This window comes from Candidatus Margulisiibacteriota bacterium, from assembly GCA_041650635.1.
Classification (GTDB): Bacteria; Margulisbacteria; WOR-1; order JAKLHX01; family JBAZKV01; genus JBAZKV01.
Map to the genome: position 1 here is coordinate 1 of JBAZKV010000010.1, position 16,373 is coordinate 16,373.

Annotated in this window: 20 protein-coding genes and 1 tRNA gene; 18 read left to right on the forward strand and 3 right to left on the reverse strand. The window is 50.3% G+C overall.

Annotated features, from left to right (window positions below):
- The first annotated feature begins 12 nt into the window (after positions 1–12).
- Genes WC490_03910 through rodA form a run of 5 tightly spaced genes read left to right on the forward strand, consistent with a single transcriptional unit; the run spans position 13 to position 3,754 of the window.
- Entirely contained in the window at positions 13–363 is a 351-nt protein-coding gene (locus tag WC490_03910) for a 2-C-methyl-D-erythritol 4-phosphate cytidylyltransferase (GenBank protein MFA5097755.1), read from the forward strand.
- Between the two features lie 35 nt (positions 364–398).
- The gene (locus tag WC490_03915; protein MFA5097756.1) at positions 399–686 is read left to right on the forward strand and encodes a sulfite exporter TauE/SafE family protein; all 288 of its coding nucleotides are present in this window, start codon (positions 399–401) and stop codon (positions 684–686) included.
- Positions 683–1,057, forward strand: coding sequence for a sulfite exporter TauE/SafE family protein (locus tag WC490_03920; protein MFA5097757.1), 375 nt, complete (start codon positions 683–685; stop codon positions 1,055–1,057). The genes WC490_03915 and WC490_03920 overlap by 4 nt, the downstream gene beginning before the upstream one ends.
- Complete coding sequence (trpE, locus tag WC490_03925) at positions 1,041–2,498, forward strand: anthranilate synthase component I (GenBank protein ID MFA5097758.1); 1,458 nt, start codon at positions 1,041–1,043, stop codon at positions 2,496–2,498. Before WC490_03920 ends, trpE begins: the two co-directional genes overlap by 17 nt.
- Positions 2,495–3,754: a rod shape-determining protein RodA gene (rodA, locus tag WC490_03930; GenBank protein ID MFA5097759.1), complete on the forward strand. Its 1,260-nt coding sequence runs from the start codon at positions 2,495–2,497 to the stop codon at positions 3,752–3,754. The genes trpE and rodA overlap by 4 nt, the downstream gene beginning before the upstream one ends.
- Here the strand turns inward: rodA and WC490_03935 are convergent, their stop codons facing one another.
- Positions 3,755–4,858, reverse strand: coding sequence for an LptA/OstA family protein (locus tag WC490_03935; protein MFA5097760.1), 1,104 nt, complete (start codon positions 4,856–4,858; stop codon positions 3,755–3,757).
- A gap of 54 nt (positions 4,859–4,912) precedes the next feature.
- Between WC490_03935 and WC490_03940 the strand changes: the two genes are divergently transcribed.
- The 5 genes from WC490_03940 (at position 4,913) to WC490_03960 (ending at position 8,496) form a co-directional block, all read left to right on the forward strand.
- Complete coding sequence (locus tag WC490_03940; GenBank protein MFA5097761.1) at positions 4,913–5,452, forward strand: hypothetical protein; 540 nt, start codon at positions 4,913–4,915, stop codon at positions 5,450–5,452.
- On the forward strand, positions 5,442–6,509 hold the full coding sequence (gene gap, locus WC490_03945; GenBank protein MFA5097762.1) for a type I glyceraldehyde-3-phosphate dehydrogenase: 1,068 nt from the start codon (positions 5,442–5,444) through the stop codon (positions 6,507–6,509). The genes WC490_03940 and gap overlap by 11 nt, the downstream gene beginning before the upstream one ends.
- 65 nt (positions 6,510–6,574) lie before the next feature.
- On the forward strand, positions 6,575–7,768 hold the full coding sequence (locus tag WC490_03950; GenBank protein ID MFA5097763.1) for a phosphoglycerate kinase: 1,194 nt from the start codon (positions 6,575–6,577) through the stop codon (positions 7,766–7,768).
- Between the two features lie 12 nt (positions 7,769–7,780).
- On the forward strand, positions 7,781–8,293 hold the full coding sequence (locus WC490_03955; GenBank protein ID MFA5097764.1) for a nucleoside-diphosphate kinase: 513 nt from the start codon (positions 7,781–7,783) through the stop codon (positions 8,291–8,293).
- Between the two features lie 132 nt (positions 8,294–8,425).
- A tRNA-Ala gene (locus tag WC490_03960) sits at positions 8,426–8,496 on the forward strand.
- A gap of 5 nt (positions 8,497–8,501) precedes the next feature.
- Here WC490_03960 and WC490_03965 read toward each other — a convergent pair.
- Both WC490_03965 and WC490_03970 read right to left on the reverse strand, forming a co-directional pair.
- Positions 8,502–9,149: an ORF6N domain-containing protein gene (locus tag WC490_03965; protein MFA5097765.1), complete on the reverse strand. Its 648-nt coding sequence runs from the start codon at positions 9,147–9,149 to the stop codon at positions 8,502–8,504.
- A gap of 76 nt (positions 9,150–9,225) precedes the next feature.
- Positions 9,226–9,771, reverse strand: coding sequence for a YbhB/YbcL family Raf kinase inhibitor-like protein (locus tag WC490_03970; protein MFA5097766.1), 546 nt, complete (start codon positions 9,769–9,771; stop codon positions 9,226–9,228).
- 110 nt (positions 9,772–9,881) lie between these two features.
- Here WC490_03970 and nikR point away from each other — a divergent pair, with 110 nt between their 5' ends.
- The 8 genes from nikR (at position 9,882) to secG (ending at position 16,368) form a co-directional block, all read left to right on the forward strand.
- On the forward strand, positions 9,882–10,298 hold the full coding sequence (gene nikR, locus WC490_03975) for a nickel-responsive transcriptional regulator NikR (GenBank protein MFA5097767.1): 417 nt from the start codon (positions 9,882–9,884) through the stop codon (positions 10,296–10,298).
- Positions 10,298–10,999: an energy-coupling factor ABC transporter permease gene (locus WC490_03980; protein MFA5097768.1), complete on the forward strand. Its 702-nt coding sequence runs from the start codon at positions 10,298–10,300 to the stop codon at positions 10,997–10,999. The genes nikR and WC490_03980 overlap by 1 nt, the downstream gene beginning before the upstream one ends.
- Positions 10,996–11,982 carry a PDGLE domain-containing protein gene (locus WC490_03985; protein MFA5097769.1) on the forward strand — a complete coding sequence of 329 codons (987 nt, stop codon included), beginning with the start codon at positions 10,996–10,998 and terminating at the stop codon, positions 11,980–11,982. The genes WC490_03980 and WC490_03985 overlap by 4 nt, the downstream gene beginning before the upstream one ends.
- 31 nt (positions 11,983–12,013) lie before the next feature.
- Entirely contained in the window at positions 12,014–12,760 is a 747-nt protein-coding gene (locus tag WC490_03990; protein MFA5097770.1) for a ZIP family metal transporter, read from the forward strand.
- 65 nt (positions 12,761–12,825) lie between these two features.
- Positions 12,826–13,761 carry a family 16 glycoside hydrolase gene (locus WC490_03995; protein ID MFA5097771.1) on the forward strand — a complete coding sequence of 312 codons (936 nt, stop codon included), beginning with the start codon at positions 12,826–12,828 and terminating at the stop codon, positions 13,759–13,761.
- 27 nt (positions 13,762–13,788) lie between these two features.
- Positions 13,789–15,177 carry a hypothetical protein gene (locus WC490_04000; protein MFA5097772.1) on the forward strand — a complete coding sequence of 463 codons (1,389 nt, stop codon included), beginning with the start codon at positions 13,789–13,791 and terminating at the stop codon, positions 15,175–15,177.
- Between the two features lie 74 nt (positions 15,178–15,251).
- Positions 15,252–16,097: an SPFH domain-containing protein gene (locus WC490_04005; protein ID MFA5097773.1), complete on the forward strand. Its 846-nt coding sequence runs from the start codon at positions 15,252–15,254 to the stop codon at positions 16,095–16,097.
- Positions 16,098–16,146: 49 nt separating this feature from the next.
- The gene (secG, locus tag WC490_04010; protein MFA5097774.1) at positions 16,147–16,368 is read left to right on the forward strand and encodes a preprotein translocase subunit SecG; all 222 of its coding nucleotides are present in this window, start codon (positions 16,147–16,149) and stop codon (positions 16,366–16,368) included.
- Positions 16,369–16,373 lie beyond the last annotated feature (5 nt).

The window sequence follows — 16,373 nt, forward strand, 5'->3', positions numbered from 1 at the left end:
GTTTAAAGGGAAATGATACTGGACGCGGTCAGCGAGACCAGGGCCCACAGAGCGGTTATTGTGGGGATGCCTGTCAAGGACACTATTAAACTGGTAAATGATGAAAGACTGGTATCCAATACCCTTGACCGCGAACTGCTCTGGCAGGTACAGACGCCGCAGGTGTTTGAGGCCTCTCTTATCAAGGAAGCTTATGAGCGGGCGGAAAAACTCGGGATAACTGCAACCGATGACGCAAGACTGGTGGAGCGCCTCGGTGAAAAAGTTAAGATGATAAACGGCTCTTACGAGAACATTAAAATAACAACGCAGGAAGACCTTATACTGGGAGAAGCGATATTAAGCTCAAGACAGCGGCAATAGGGCTGGCTGCCGGGTTCCTCAGCGGGCTCGTCGGCATAGGAGGGGGCATCATCATGGTGCCTGCCATGGTGTATTTTTTGTCCATGACACAGCACAGGGCGCAAGGGACATCCCTTACGGTCATTATACCGACAGCGGCGGTGGGAGCAATGTATTACGGACGGGCCGGCCATATTAATTTACATTATGTGATCTGGCTGTCTATCGGGAGTTTTGCCGGAGCCTATCTGGGCAGCTTTTGGGCGGGAAAGCTTTCGGAGCGCTCGCTCAAGATAATTTATGCGGTCTTCATGATCGCTGTAGGGATAAAGATGTTCTTATGAGCACAGCAACACTATTGCTGGTGATAGCGGCGGGGGGTCTTACAGGGGTCTTTAGCGGGCTTCTGGGAGTGGGCGGGGGCACCATCCTGATACCTGCGGCCGTCTTTATACTTGGCGCTTCGCAGCATCTTGCTCAGGGAGTATCCCTTGCCGTCATCATCCCGACGGCTTTTATGGGCGCTTACGCCTACTATATGAGAGATCAGGTGGATCTTCAAAAAGCACTGTACCTTATCCTTGGTTCGGTTATTGGAGCCTATCTTGGGTCTGCGCTTGCCTGCTCTTTTTGCTCAAGGGACCTCAAAATGATCTTCGGTTTATTTTTGATCGCGACCGCGGTAAAATTATTAAAAGATGTACTATCCAGATAAAAAAGACTTCCTGAAGCTGGCCAAAAAAGGCAATCTTATCCCGATATGCCGCAATATCATGGCCGATATCGAGACCCCGGTCTCGGCTTTTGCCAAGATAGAAGGCCGCTATTCGTTCCTCCTCGAAAGCGTCGAAGGGGGGCAGAATGTGGGCCGCTATTCATTCCTTGGCTGTGAGCCGTATATGCTCTTTCAGAGCAAGAATGATGAGATCAGGATAACGGCCTTTGATAAAAAAAAGCGGACCGAAGTGTTAAAAGGAGATCCTTTTGAAGTCCTAAAAAAACTGATGAAGGAACACAGGCCCATGAAAGTGGAAGGGCTTCCCCGGTTCCACGGCGGGGCGGTAGGATATATTGCATACGATGCCGTAAGGTTTATCGAAAACATACCCGACAAGAATCCGGATGACCTTGGCCTTGCCGATATCCAGCTCCTGTTCACCGATACGATAATCGCTTTTGACCATGTAAAACACATGATAAATGTGATATCAAATGCCAGGATAAAAAATGATCCTTCCGCTTCTTATGATCTGGCCGTGAAAAAGATAGAAGAGATCATCCGCAGGCTAAAAGCGCCGGTAAAATTAAAACAGCTTGAGCTCCCGGATGAGCCGCCGGAGTTCCGCCTGTCCTCCAATTTTACTAAGATCGAGTTTGAGCAAAATGTCGTAAAAGCAAAAGAGTATATCAAGGCAGGGGATATCATACAGGTAGTACCTTCTCAAAGGTTTACGGCGCCGCTTAAAAGAGAACCTCTTACCGTCTACAGGATCCTGCGCGCAATAAATCCCTCGCCGTACATGTACTATTTGAAGTTCGATGATGTAAAGCTTATCGGGTCCTCGCCCGAAGTCATGGTAAGACTGGAAGGAACAAAGTCCACCGTCCGTCCCATTGCCGGGACCCGCAAAAGAGGCTCCGGAGAAGAAGAGGACCTCGCCCTTGAAAGAGAGCTCTTGAGCGATGAAAAGGAAAAAGCGGAGCATATAATGCTGGTGGACCTGGCAAGGAACGATCTCGGAAAGGTTTGTGAAAAGGGCAGCGTTAAGGCCACCCGGCTAATGGATGTAGAAAAATATTCCCATGTCATGCATATAGTTTCGAATGTTGAAGGAACGCTCGAAAAAGGAAAAGACGCTTTTGACCTTTTTAAGGCCGCGTTCCCAGCAGGGACCGTGTCCGGCGCTCCAAAGATAAGGGCGATGGAGATAATCGATGAGCTGGAAAACACTAAACGCGGGCCGTACGCGGGAGCGGTGGGGTACTTTGATTTTTACGGCGACCTTGACACCTGCATTACGATCAGGACGATCCTGGTAAAAAATAAGACCGCTTATGTTCAGGCGGGGGGGGGGATCGTCCTTGATTCTTCGCCTTCAAAAGAATACGAGGAAAGCTGCAATAAGGCCAGGGCTCTTATCCGGGCGCTAAAATGATAAACTTCAGGCTACTCAGGAATTCTGATACCGCGCTGTGGATCTGCGCGGCGCTGCTTGTCATTATCGGTTTTCTGTCCATCTATTCCTCAACTTTTTCGATGCTTTCAAAAAAGAGCACGGTATTTGACGATATCAGGCCGGACCCTTTCATGTTCGTCGAGCGGCATCTGGTCTCTTTTCTGCTTGGCCTTGCGGCGCTGCTGCTCTTTTCCTATCTGGACTATTCGCACTTTGAGAACACCTGGCTCTGGTTCTATGGGGGGATGCTTCTTTTGCTGGGGGCTGTTGCTGTTGCAGGGTCGCAAACTTACGGGGCGCAAAGGTGGATCGGGATAGGCTTTTTCTCCCTTCAGCCTTCTGAGATAGCCAAATTGGTGATGATCTTTGCGGTGGGAAGGTTCATCAGCGTAAGAGGAGGCTTAAAGACCCTTTCCGACCTGCTCCTGCTGGGCATTTTGATAGGGGTCCCGTTCCTTCTCATCTTTAAGCAACCGGACCTGGGGACTTCCCTTGTCCTCGTGGCGATAACCTACGGCATGGCGCTGACCGGAGCTCCGTCCCTTGCAGTTGTTCTTGCTCTAATAGCGCCTTTGTTGAGCGTGGTCTTTTGCTTTCATCCCGTCCTGTGGGCTGTTTATCTTATTGCGCTCTGCGGGCTCCTGTGGGTGCTCAAACCCGGGCTCTGGGAAAGCTGCTCCGTTTTTGGCGCCGGCCTTGCGGCAGGGCTTCTTCTGCCGCAGCTGTGGAATATGCTCAAGGGATACCAGAAAGAAAGATTTCTTTCTTTTCTTAACCCGGGGGCGGACCCCTTTGGCGCAGGTTACCATACTATACAATCGCAGATAGCCATAGGCTCCGGCGGCTTTTTCGGCTCCGGATTCCTGCGGGGCACGCAGACCCAGCTGCAGTTCATTCCCCAGCAGTGGACCGATTTCATATTTTCGGCTGTCGGCGAGGAGTTCGGGCTTATCGGCACAATGCTGGTGCTTCTCCTTTTTCTAACTATCATCTGGAGGGCGCTTGCCATTGCCCTGGGATCCAGGGACCTCTTTGGCTCGCTCGTTGCAGTGGGGATAGCTTCGATGTACCTGTTCCATGTTTTTGTCAACATCGGCATGACGCTGGGGATGGCTCCCGTTGTCGGCATTCCTCTGCCGCTGGTCAGTTTTGGAGGGACCTCGCTAATTATGAACCTGGCCTCGATAGGCGTGCTTCAGAGCATTTCCATGCGCAGGGTCAAACTTTTCTTCTGATCATTTCTTAAGTTTGAAAAGTGTTTCCACATCGCCCTCGGCCTCGAACCTCTCGCCCTTAAGATGTACCACGACCTTTTTTGTCTTGAGCCATTCGTCCCTGCGCTTTAACAGCACATTGCCAAAAAGCGAGATGGTCTCTTTATCCTCATTGTAAAGCGCGCTGTCAGACTTTGCCTGCTGTCCCTTTTGCTTTACGGTAACGCCGCCCCGGGCAACTGCGTTGCCGCTCTCAAGAGAGAGGTCAAAGGACGAACAGTTAAGTTCGGTCTCGCTCTCAAGCGCTTTTTTGGTTTCGGGGTTCCTTAGGCTTTTGAGCCTTTCTTTTTTTATGAGCGGTGCGCTTTTAAAGACGATCTTTGTATTTCCCGTCAGGACCATCCTGCTGGCAGAAGTGTCGTAGCTCATCAGGTCGCAGAAAGCTTTTTTGTCTTTTTGAATTACAGAAACACCGTCAAAAAAACTGATATTGCCGGTCTCGTTAAAGACCTCGGCTGCGGATGAGCGCACAGCGGTATTTTTCTTTCTTGTTCCCTTTGTCTTCATCAGGACATTTCCCATTAGACGGGACCTCTTCTCAAGATAGAATACTTCAAGTGTCGTGCAGGAAAGCGTGAGGTCCTTTCCCAGGACCAGAGGGCTGCCGAAAAAAGAGGCTCTTTCGGTCCTGTGGTCATACTTCATGGAGTTAAAAGAAAAACGGGAAAAATCCCCTTTGCCCTTAAGGTCCACGAGCGCGGAGGCCCTTTTTGCAGAGCCCGGGCCTCCAAAAGCGGAGGTCTCTTTGAGCGAAGTGTTCACCTCGACCCTTCCCGTCTTAATGTTCTTGATCACGACCTTGTTGTCCTGAAATACGGAGCCGTCCTTAACTTCTTCAAAACAGGCCTTGTCCTGAAAGCGGTTGGCCCAGCCGTATGAGGAGGTAAGCTCAAAGGTCTTTTTACCCTGCGACCAGCCCACGGCCCTGGTGCCGTAGATCTCGAGCACTTTTTCGGCTCTTTTGTCGCCCATAAGGTCTATGTCCGGAAGGATAAGGTACAAAAGCCCCAGCGCCGCGGCAGCGGCAAAAAAAACAGCGGCGGCGATCTGTGTGGTCCTGTTCATGTACGCTCACAATTGTATCAGTTCGTGCCTGTATTATGCTATATTTATATTGCCGTGAAAAGAACAGTTGTCGCAATAACAGCCGCTATCATCGCCGTATTTTCGGCGCAGGCGCTTTGCCAGGAAGGCGTTATTGTAAGTCCGGACCCTTTTGACCCGGGAAGGGGCAGCGCCATGATCTCCTATGTGCTGGAAAAAGATACGGATGTTTTTGTCTATATTTTCGGCCCCGGCGGAAGGCTTTTGGCAAAAAAGGAGTACCGCGCGGGACAGACAGGAGGCTCTGCCGGTTTTAACCAGGTGGAGTGGAGCGGTAAAAGCGAGTACGGGGATACCGCGCGCAGGGGCACTCATCTGGTCAGAATAATGGAATCGGACACTCAAAAGGTGATAGGAGGGGCCAAACTGCTTGTTGCCGAAGGCTATGCGCTTAAGGGCGCCGAGCTGCTTGGGGCTCTTGCCGCGGCGCTTCTTGTGATGACGGGACTGCTGGCCGCCGGCAGGTCGCTGCCGCTGAAAAGGTTCAGTTCCGTATGTTATAATGGGCTTGCCGCAAAACTTAAAAGAATGAAAGGAGACCATGATGGCGGTTAAAGTCGGGATCAACGGGTTCGGGAGGATAGGAAGGCTGGTCTATATGGCCCTGGTGGAAAAGGGCGTGATCGGTAAAGAGGTCGAAGTGGCTGCTGTAGTCGATATAAGCACTGACGCAAAGTATTTTGCGTACCAGTTAAAGTATGACTCGGTGCACGGCAGGTTCAAGGCCGACATTAAGACCGAAAAAAGCAGCCCCTCGGCCGCCCAGGACGATGTTCTGGTGGTTAACGGTAAAAAGGTAAAATGCGTAATGGCCACCAAGGAGCCTTCACAGCTTCCCTGGAAAGAACTTGGAGTAGAGGTTGTGCTGGAATGCACAGGGCTTTTTACCAGCTCCGACAAGGCCAAGGGACATCTTGATGCAGGCGCAAAAAAGGTGGTAATTTCCGCTCCCGGCAAAGGAGAGGTAAAGACCATCGTCATGGGGGTAAATGACGGTGAATATGATGCTTCAAAGCATCACATCGTATCCAATGCCTCCTGCACCACCAACTGCCTTGCTCCTCTGGTGCATGTGCTTCTTAAAGAAGGCATCGGTATCGAAACAGGACTGATGACCACGATCCATGCTTACACAGCAACACAGAAGACAGTTGACGGTCCTTCCAAAAAGGACTGGAGAGGCGGAAGGGCTGCGGCCATCAACATCATTCCGTCCTCTACCGGTGCCGCAAAAGCGGTAGGAGAGGTCCTTCCCTCCACCAAAGGAAAGCTGACCGGAATGTCCTTCCGCGTGCCTACAGCCGATGTCTCGGTGGTTGACCTTACCTTCCGCTCGGCCAAGGACACCTCAATAGAGGAGATCGATTCTCTGCTTAAAAAGGCTTCCGGCTCATATCTCAAGGGCATCCTCGGGGTGGCCGCCGAAGAGGTCGTTTCAACGGACTTTATCCACGACGAGCGCTCTTCCATCTATGATTCTCTCGCTACCCTTCAGAACAATCTAAAGGGAGAAAAAAGGTTCTTCAAACTCGTGTCCTGGTACGACAACGAATGGGGCTATTCAAACAGGGTGGTTGACCTGCTTGTCAAGATGATAGGCAAGGGGCTGTAGGTTTTGTTCGATCAAAAGGGCGCGCAAGCGCCCTTTTTGGTCTTATGGCCAAAAAGGAGGGGAAGATGAAAAAATCCGTAGCAGACCTCAAAGACAGCGAACTTAAAGGCAAGAGGGTCCTTGTCAGGGTGGATTTTAATGTGCCCAGGGACAAAAAGACCGGAGCGATAACTGACGACCGCAGGATAAAGGAAGCCCTTCCCACCATAAAATACCTGGCGGGCAAAGGGGCAAAGGTGATCCTTGTGTCGCATCTTGGCAGGCCCAGCGGAGTTACGGAAGAACTGCGCCTCAATGCCATAGGCGAAAGGTTGAGCTCTCTGCTGGGGAAAAAGGTCGTTAAGCTTGACGACTGCATCGGCGAAGAAGTGGAGAACACCGTTGCAAAGATGGCCGAAGGCGATGTGACCCTTCTTGAGAATGTAAGGTTTTACAAGGAAGAGGAAGAAAACGACGAGAATTTTTCAAAAAAACTGGCGGCGCTGGCGGATGTCTATGTCAATGATGCTTTTGGCACCGCCCACAGGGCGCATGCTTCAACAGAGGGAGTTGCCCACCTGCTTCCCGGGGTCTGCGGGTTCCTTATAGAGAAGGAACTAAAATTCCTCGGCGGAGCGCTTTCAAATCCCAAAAAGCCGTTCGTTGCCATAATAGGCGGGGCCAAAGTGTCCACCAAGATAAGCGTCATCAAGAACCTGGCAAAAAAAGTTGATGTTCTCATCATAGGCGGAGGAATGATCTATACCTTTTTGAAGGCCCAGGGGATAGAGGTCGGCAAATCGCTTGTGGAGGCCAAGTTCCTTGACCAGGCCAAGCTCATCTGGGCCGAACTCAAGGGGATGGAAGGCTTAAAACTCCTGGTCCCGGTCGATGATGTTGTTACTTCTGACATTTCTACTGATGCACCCGCTAAGACCGTGCCGGCAGGACAGATCCCGGCCGACATGATGGGGGTTGATATAGGTCCCGATACGATAAAACTGTTTAAAGACGCGGTAAAGAGCGCCGGTACCGTGGTCTGGAACGGCCCTCTGGGTATTTTTGAGAACCCCAAGTTCGCAAGGGGCACGATAGAGATAGCAAAAGCCCTTGCGGAATCAAAGGCGGTCACTATAGTCGGGGGAGGGGACAGCGCAGCGGCAGTTGACAAAGCAGGAGTGGCGGATAAGATAACTCACATTTCTACAGGAGGCGGGGCATCGCTGGAATTTTTGGAAGGCAAGGTCCTTCCCGGTATCGCGATACTTCAGGACAAATAAGAAAGGGATACAATGGCAAACACCAAGACCCTGGTCATCATCAAGCCGGACGGCATAAAAAAATCACTTACTGGGAACATTCTTTCCAGGCTGTCAGAAACCAAACTGCGCATCCTGGGGGCCAAAGTGATGCATGTAAGCCGGCAACTGGCTGAAAAACACTATGCGCATCTGAAAGACCAGCCTTTTTTCAAGAACGTGGTGGATTATATCTGCGGCGATGTTTATGATAAGCCGTACAGAAGGGTCCTTGCTCTTGTTTATACGGGCGAGGACGCCGTGGGCAAGGTCAGAAAACTTGCCGGCATAACTAATCCGGAAGAGGCAGATCCTTCGAGCATCAGGGGACAGTACGGCAGGATAACCTCAAAAGGGATCTTTGAGAATGTTGTGCATTGTTCCGCGACCCCCGAAGAAGCGGAGGTCGAGATAAAGCTCTGGTTTGAGCCGGATGAGATAGTTGAGGACATTTATCCGACGGAAGAAGTTGAGGTCAAAGTCAAGAAGAGAGTTTGGAAGAAATAGCATAGTTTTGTTCTTGTTCTCGTCCTTGTCCTAGGAGCAAAAGCTCCTCTTGAGCAGGACAAGAACAAGGACAAGGGGACTCGCAAAATATGGATTCCAATTCATTGATTAAGGAGCTGCTTTTGCGAGTCCGGGCCTATCGTATAGTGGTAGTACGCGGCGTTCGCAACGCCGAGATCCGAGTTCGACTCTCGGTAGGTCCATTGATTTAATCCCTTAAAAACCCGATCTTGGCTTTGGGTTTTTCTTTTTCATGCAGCATTTGCCTCAAGGCATCAAAAACGATCTTGAATTGACCGTCGTACTTCTTTTCCATTTCTTCGATCCTCCTTTTTAAGTCCTGGTGATGCATGAGCATTTCGCGCAGTCTTGTAAAAGTTCGCATGATCTGAATGTTGACTTGGATCGCCCGAGAACTCTTTAGCACACTCGATAACATGGCAATTCCCTGTTCTGTGAAGACATATGGCAGGTGTCTTCTGCCTCCCCAGTTTGAGGTGCCAAATTGGCACCTCAAGTTTGTGGACTCTTCTTTGTTAAGCCGGAACATGAAGTCATTCGGAAATCGTTTGATATTCCTATTCACCTGTCTGACAAGCTGTTTAGTATCAACGCAGTATAATTCTGCAAGATCAGAATCTATCATAACTTTTTGTTTCCTTATCAATAGAATCCTCTTTTCAATGACTTCTGCGGGAACCAAGGCCTCACTGTGGTGTTTTTCAACACATCCCTCATGTCCGTGAGCTCGTTCCATATGAAAACCCTCCTTATCCCCGTATTTACAGCAATTTTCGCGCCACAGGAATAGCAGCCCGAAGACTGCAGACAGGGAGCAGTAGGGGAAAATGTCCAATTTCCAGCGTCCAAATGGAGGCAGGGAGACGGCAGACCGGGGATCGTAGACTGCAGACCGCAGATCACAGGCGAGATCACTTATTCTCGAACTTTCCCCGTATAGACGCTTTGCCCATCACTGCGCCAAAAACGTGGTGCCTTATGTCTTCAAACGAGGGGTTGCCCTTTATGTCTATTGTTCTGTTAAGGGCGTACAGTGTGATCTCATAAACATGAGGGCCCGAGCCCTTTTCCGGGTCCGGTCCGGCATAGCCGATGGTGCCGAAGGCGTTGCGCAGCTCCGAGCAGGCGTATGGCATGTACCAGGGAGACGCCGCTCTGCTTATGTTGGTTACCCAGGAGGGGATGTTAAGTACCGCCCAGTGGATGAGGTTATTATCTGTCAGGTCCACCATAGAGATAGAAAAGGAAACGGTATCATTGGGTGCGCCTTCCCAGGTCAGAGGCAGCGAGATATTCCCTCCTCCTTTTATCCCGGGGCCGGCGTATTGAAGGTCAATAACTTCTCCGTCCTCAAAGGCGGAAGAAGACAGCTTAAAGGTTTCTTTGGTTAAGGCAAAGGCAGTTGTGCTGAGCATTATAATGGCAAGCGCAAGAGCGCCCGGAAGCATTTTTTTCATTGTCAGTAGCCTTTCAAGTTCTGTCTACATAATTATAAGCATGCCGGGACGAAAGTCAAGAATGTCCCTGTCTTGACATCCGGTAGCAACAATGTAATAATAGTGCTACTATGACAAAAATAAAAAGGTTCGGGATCTCTATGGAAAAGGAACTGCTGGCCAAGCTGGACCGCATTGTCAGGCTTAAGGGTTATGCCAATCGTTCAGAAGCTCTCAGGGATTTTACCAGGGAGCATCTGGTCGAGGAAGAATGGAAGGACAGGAAAAAGGAGGTCGTGGGGACGCTGACACTGGTTTATGATCACCACGCAAGGCTGCTTTCGGACAAATTGACGGACATACAGCACGATCATCATCAGAATATAATTGCTTCCACGCACATTCATCTTGACGCGCATAACTGCGCTGAAGTGATAATCCTTAAAGGAAAGGGGGATATTATCTCGTCCATTGCGGACAGGCTTATTGCCACAAAAGGAGTTAAGCACGGCAAGCTTGTCATGACTTCAACAGGGGAGGGACTCTAATGCATATTCCGGATGGTTTTTTGGACCCAAAAATGTCCGCAGGAATGATGGGGGCGGCCGCAGTGGCTCTGGCATATTGTGCTGCCAGGGTCAGACAGGCGGTAACCGCTGTGATGCCCGCTGCGGCAATGGCGGGTGTCAATAAGGTCCTTGGCGGCGGCAAAAGAGTGCTTACGGGCTTTGGGGAACAGCAGATCTATAAAATGGGAATGGTTGCCGCTCTTGTTTTTGCGGCGCAGATGTTCAATTTTCCCATAGAAAGCGGCACCTCGGGGCATCTTATAGGAGGAGTTCTGGCCGCGGTGATAGTAGGCCCTTTTGCAGGAGCTGTTGTGATCTCGGTGGTGCTTGCTGTGCAGATGCTTTTTTTTGCCGACGGCGGAGCCCTGGCCCTGGGGGCCAATATTGTAAATATGGCCGTTATCGGGTCTTTGGGCTGCTACTACATATATTACTGGCTCAATAAGGCGCTGCCCGAGTGGCTCTCCATAGCTGTTGCGGCCTGGTGTTCGGTATTTTTTGCATCTCTGATGTGTTCGCTTCAGATAGGGTTCTCGGGTACTATAGAGCTCGGAGCAGTATCTTCTGCAATGCTCAAGGTGCATGCTCTGATAGGCCTGGCTGAGGCTGCCATAACAGTTGCGTTTGTTTATCTTTTTAGAGCTCTCACCGACGGGCCGAAGAAGGAGGATATTAAATGAAGAAAGTATTTTTTGCTGTCCTTCTTGTTGCGGTCGCGGCTTCGTTCTTTGCCTCAAGCCATCCGGACGGCCTCGAAAAGGTGGCGGAAAATCTTGGGTTCATAGAGAGCGCGCAGGAAAGAAGCGCTCCTCTGCCCGATTACAGCACTCCCGGAGTTCCCGAAGGAGGACTGTCCACTGCTACAGCAGGGATAGCCGGTGTCATGATAACCCTGGCGGTGTTCTGGCTGGCTGTCTATATTATGAAGAAAGGAAATAACGGAATGAACAAAATGTCGGTGTTTTTGGTTGCGTTAATTATGTTGACGTCCTCCGCGGCTTTTGCTGCAAGGCCTCTTGTGACAGATGACTACGGCACTCTGGACCCCGGCGCATACGAGTTTGAGGCCGGATATAACTTCATTTCGCCTAAGGCCGGCGGCGGTGATTCTCAGGGTTTGGTTTGTCAGTTAAAGAGAGGTTTCTTTCCCGGATTTGACCTGGGGCTGGAACTTCCTTACAACACATCCGCTGTATCAGGGCTTGCTGATGCCGTGCTTCACGCAAAACTGAGGATTAAGGATCTTTCAGAGGAAGAGGGAGTGAGCGCAAGGCTTGATGTGAAACTCACCAACGGAGATGCAGCAACAGGCCTGGGCTCCGGATTTACGGATTATGCTCTGTTGCTTATCCTGTCAAAAGACCTGGCAGGGATAAGGTCCCATTTTAATGCCGGCTATACGGTGATCGGTGATGCAGCCAATTCTTCCCATGACGATACTTTTGTCTACGGCGCCGCTTTTGAAAAAGAGATCTGTTCTGGTATAGAGACGGCGATAGAATATACCGGTTCGTGCTGTCTTCAGAGAGGACTGCTTAACAATGTTCAGGTGGCAGGTCGCTGGCAGGCTACCCGCTCTTTAAGGCTGGACGCGGGTTATTCAATTGCCATGAGCGATGTTTCCAGCAGCATAGCAACGGCGGGCTTGACCTTAGAATTCTGAGCCTGCCCGTTAATGTGGTATAATCTGGAAAATGATCAATGTCTGGATATATGTGTTTGTATCCGTCTTTCTGATCAGTTCCATCTCTTTGATCGGGGCCTTTACTCTTGCTCTCAAACCCGAGCTCCTCAAAAAACTTCTTTTTTATATGGTCAGTTTTGCCGTGGGAGGCCTTTTGGGCGGTGCTTTTGTACATCTTATCCCTGAAAGCGTTGAAGAGATAGGAGGCATAACAGAAGCGTCTCTTCTGGTGCTTGCGGGCATACTATTTTTCTTCGTTCTCGAAAAGTTTGTCCTGTGGCGCCACTGCCATGTCCCGACATCTAAGGACCATCCTCACCCTGTAGTTTTTATGAACATAATCGGGGACGGCGCGCACAACCTTTTTGACGGGCTTGCCATTGCTGCCAGTTATTTGATAAGCATTCCAGTCGGGATAGCCACCACTGTCGCGGTCATCCTCCACGAGATCCCTCAGGAGATAGGGGACTTCGGAGTTCTTGTTCACGGTGGCCTCGAGCCCAAAAAAGCGCTTTTGATGAACTTATTGTCAGGCCTTTTTGCCGTTGCAGGGGCGCTGTTCGTTCTCCTCTTTGGCGCCAGTATTAAAGAAGGGATCATTTTTCTGCTGCCGATAGCCGCGGGAGGCTTTATCTATATAGCTGCCTCGGACCTCATACCCTCGCTGCACGGGCAGAGGGATTTTCCCAGGGCCTGGCTCCAGCTCCTGTTCATTCTGCTCGGCATTTTTGTGATGCTCCTTCTGCGCCACGGATAAAAGCGGTTTGACAGTCCCGCGGCTTTGTCATATAATTGAAAAAATTTACCAAAAGGAGATAGGCAATGATGAAACTGTTCCTTGCTGTTGTGTTGGCTCTGTCCGTTTCTGCACCTCTGTCCGCGGCTGAACTCCCCGATTTTGCGGACGATTTCCAGAGCAATAACAACAAATGGTACTCAATGGGGGACACCCAGGTAAAGAACGGGGAGTACTATGTCTATAACAAAGACATTTCCCAGTCCATAACCTGGAACAGGCTGGTCTTTTCAGAAGGAAGAATAGAAGTTGATATGAAATTCCGCGGCGGTGCTCATGAAAGCACCTACGGCCTCATGTTCAAGTACAGGGACAACAGCCACACCTATATGGTGTTGTTCAACCGTGCAGCCAAGTGCGCTCTTATCCTTGTGAACGGCGACATCAAGAACCTGACGGGATGGAAAAGCGTAAAGGCGCATCCTTCAACTTTTAACAGAGTGGTCGTGGATGTGGAAGACAATCTCATAACTGTTACGGTGAACGGGCAGCAGGCTTTCCAGGTCACGGACAGGACGATCAGGTCGGGAAAGATCGGATTTTATGCCAGAAAAGAAACCTCGGCCTCTTTTGACAACCTAAAGGTGTGGCTGAAAAAGGACGGGCAGACAGGTTCAGTGGAAAAATCAGCTCCTGCGCAGACGATGAAGGCCGTTGCCGCAGGAAGGACTTTGGTGAGCGGTATGGTGACCGAAAGCGGCAAGCCGGTGCCGGGAATAGAGGTGAAAGCCTATCTAATAAGTGATCTTAAGGCAAGGCGTGTTGTGTACGACAGAGGGGTAGTGACAGACGGGAGCGGAAAGTTTGCCTTGGACTTAGCTCAGGGAAGCCAGTATATGATAAAGGCCGGGGTTGACGAAAGAGACTGGCGCGCCGGCAGAGGCAAACACGGAGGCACAGTGATAGACCTCAATTTTCCCGAAGAAGCAAAGAATGTCGTTATTCCTCTGGAACGGTCTTAAAAGGACCGGGTAGCGGAGAAAAACAATATGAAAAAAATAATACCTGTCTTGCTTGCGGCGTCACTTATTTCTTCCATGGCTTTTGCCCTGACCGGCCATGAAATTGAGATGTTCAAAAAACTGCAGAACAAATGGGAGAGCAAGGGCAAGGCTTTGATGGCACAGAGAAACTCTGTAAAACCGTTAGATCCGCGCTACACGGACCTCACAAAACAGATAATCAAGGCTGACTACTGGGAAAATTACTACAGGGAAGCCCAGATCGACAGGTCCACCGCATGGGAAATAATCAAGAACACGGCAGTATGGTCGGCGCAGGATGTTGCCGAGATGTCCTCCATAATGTGGGAAAAGTCGGAGGACCTTCTGTCAAAAGTATACGAAGCCAAATGGAGCGACCTTATGAAGGATGCCGCTGACAGCCTTATGAGGCAAAAGCTCAGAAAAATGATGAGAGACGAATTCGGCGGCAAAACATACGAACAGATAGAGGACCATATCATTGATAACTTTGTTCTGCCAAAGCTGGACAAATCAAAGGTCCGTGAACTGGCGGAACAGGCTTTTGGCAAGGCAAAAGACGCTCTTAAGGATGCCTATGTCGAGGAGGTCAAAAGGCAGGCAAAGAGCAGAACAAAGGAACAGCTTCAGGAATACGGCGAGGCTATCGCAAAAAGAGTGGGAGGCGCATTGGACGCGGCCGAGTTCACCGTTGATATGGTGCAGAAATATGTGCTGTGGGACGAGGCCCAGCCTGCCGTTAAGAACATGCTCTCACAGATACAGAAGATCAGTGTCAGGGAAAAATGCAGCCACATAAAAGCGTTCAACATCTATCTTGGAAAAGAGAAAATGACGGCAAACCCGGAAGAAAAACCATCTGCAGATAAAAGTGAAAAGCCCGCTGCGACTCCCGCTCCCGAGGCCGAAAAAACCGCTCCAGCAGCTGCAGAGCCGAAAAAAACCTCCGCGCCTTCCGAAAAAACAGCAGCTTCCGGAGGCAATTACAGGGACAGCCGGGTTGCTCCTACTGTAAGCGAAGTCCTTGGCAGACATGTCAAGCCGGGCTGGAAAAAGGTGCAGGGAAGTTCCGCCGGAGCGGATTACGATGCTTACTACGAAGGATTAGAAAGCCGGGTGGTCGTCAATTATTTTGGCAGGGACCGCGGAAAAGTCACGGCCATTTTGGTGGGATCGCCAAGATCATCATATAATTTTGGTTTTAGGGTCAAGGGCAAATGGACCCCTTCCACTTCCGGCAGGGCAATTGAGGAATACCACGGCAGCTCCACTGACAAGGGCGAATATATCGAGAAAGAATGGTATCCCAACGGCCAGATAAAAAAATTCTATGTGAGGGTGAACGGCAAAAAAACAATGAGTCTGGATTGGGACGAAAAAGGCAGAGCAAAATAACTGCCGGGTCTTCTGAAGCGGTTTGACACGGCCAAAGGCCTTCTGCTAACCTTTAGTTCATAGGAGGGACCTTTATGCTTTCTTTTTTGCTGGCCGCTGTCATCATCATTTTTTTGGCAGGGATCAGGATAGTGCGCCCCACGCACAGGGGGCTGGTTGAGAGATTTGGGAAATACAGGAAGTTTGCCAACCTGGGCTTTAACTGGATCATCCCAGTTGTAGACCAGTTGTACCTGGTCAACATCACTGAAGTAATGGTGGATGCCGCTCCGCAGGAAATAATAACCAACGACAACCTTAATGCCAGGGTGGACGCGCAGATCTATTTTAAGGTGAAGTCCGACGAAGAAAGCGTTAAGAACTCCCAGTACAATGTCAACGATTACAGGTATCAGATAGTGAACCTGGCAAGGACCACTCTGAGGAACATAATCGGAACACTTACCCTTAAAGAGGCCAACAGCGAAAGAGGCAAGATAAACAGCGAATTGCAGAAGACGATGAGGGAAGAGACCAAGAACTGGGGCATAGAGATAGTAAGAACGGAACTGAAAGAGATAGATCCTCCCAAAGATGTGCAGGAGACCATGAACAAGGTAGTTAAGGCGGAGAACGAAAAAGTGGCGGCTGTTGACTTTGCCTCCGCAACGGAGACGATGGCCGACGGACAGAGAAGGGCCGAAATAAAGATGGCCGAGGGCAAAAAGCAGGCCAGCATCCTTGAGGCAGAGGGCCAGGCTCTGGCGATAAAGCTGGTCAACGAAGCGGCTGATAAGTATTTTGTCGGCAACGCCCAGCTGCTTAAAAAACTCGAGACCGTAGAAAGGTCCCTGGCAAGCAACTCTAAAATAGTGGTGCCGACCAATTCCGAACTTGTCAATGTCATAGGAGAACTGGCCGGAGTGGCTCCCATAAAATGAAGTCTTCTCCGATTGACTCTAAAAAAACAGTCTGTCATAATGGGGCAGTATGAAACTACTACTTCTGGGTCTGCAATTGATCTCGGGGCTTTCGCTCATCATCCTTGTGCTGCTGCACAGCGCCAAGGGCGAGGGGCTTGGAGGCATCGGTGGCTCTGCCCACATGTTCGGCTCCCAACAGGGACTTGAAAAGGGACTCGACAGGCTTACGATGGTAGCCGCCGTCACCTTTGTGACGGTCTCTCTTATCCTGACGATAACCGCCGGCTGACAAAA

Coding starts and splice junctions, on each gene's coding strand:
- WC490_03935 (MFA5097760.1), bottom strand. CDS start 4,858: ATGAACAGGACCACACAGATCGCCGCCGCTGTTTTTTTTGCCGCTGCC.
- WC490_04000 (MFA5097772.1), top strand. CDS start 13,789: ATGAAAAAAATAATACCTGTCTTGCTTGCGGCGTCACTTATTTCTTCC.
- WC490_03955 (MFA5097764.1), top strand. CDS start 7,781: ATGGCAAACACCAAGACCCTGGTCATCATCAAGCCGGACGGCATAAAA.
- rodA (MFA5097759.1), top strand. CDS start 2,495: ATGATAAACTTCAGGCTACTCAGGAATTCTGATACCGCGCTGTGGATC.
- WC490_03920 (MFA5097757.1), top strand. CDS start 683: ATGAGCACAGCAACACTATTGCTGGTGATAGCGGCGGGGGGTCTTACA.
- gap (MFA5097762.1), top strand. CDS start 5,442: ATGGCGGTTAAAGTCGGGATCAACGGGTTCGGGAGGATAGGAAGGCTG.
- WC490_03970 (MFA5097766.1), bottom strand. CDS start 9,771: ATGAAAAAAATGCTTCCGGGCGCTCTTGCGCTTGCCATTATAATGCTC.
- WC490_04005 (MFA5097773.1), top strand. CDS start 15,252: ATGCTTTCTTTTTTGCTGGCCGCTGTCATCATCATTTTTTTGGCAGGG.
- WC490_03995 (MFA5097771.1), top strand. CDS start 12,826: ATGATGAAACTGTTCCTTGCTGTTGTGTTGGCTCTGTCCGTTTCTGCA.
- WC490_03950 (MFA5097763.1), top strand. CDS start 6,575: ATGAAAAAATCCGTAGCAGACCTCAAAGACAGCGAACTTAAAGGCAAG.
- WC490_03910 (MFA5097755.1), top strand. CDS start 13: ATGATACTGGACGCGGTCAGCGAGACCAGGGCCCACAGAGCGGTTATT.
- trpE (MFA5097758.1), top strand. CDS start 1,041: ATGTACTATCCAGATAAAAAAGACTTCCTGAAGCTGGCCAAAAAAGGC.
- nikR (MFA5097767.1), top strand. CDS start 9,882: ATGACAAAAATAAAAAGGTTCGGGATCTCTATGGAAAAGGAACTGCTG.
- WC490_03980 (MFA5097768.1), top strand. CDS start 10,298: ATGCATATTCCGGATGGTTTTTTGGACCCAAAAATGTCCGCAGGAATG.
- WC490_03985 (MFA5097769.1), top strand. CDS start 10,996: ATGAAGAAAGTATTTTTTGCTGTCCTTCTTGTTGCGGTCGCGGCTTCG.
- secG (MFA5097774.1), top strand. CDS start 16,147: ATGAAACTACTACTTCTGGGTCTGCAATTGATCTCGGGGCTTTCGCTC.
- WC490_03990 (MFA5097770.1), top strand. CDS start 12,014: ATGATCAATGTCTGGATATATGTGTTTGTATCCGTCTTTCTGATCAGT.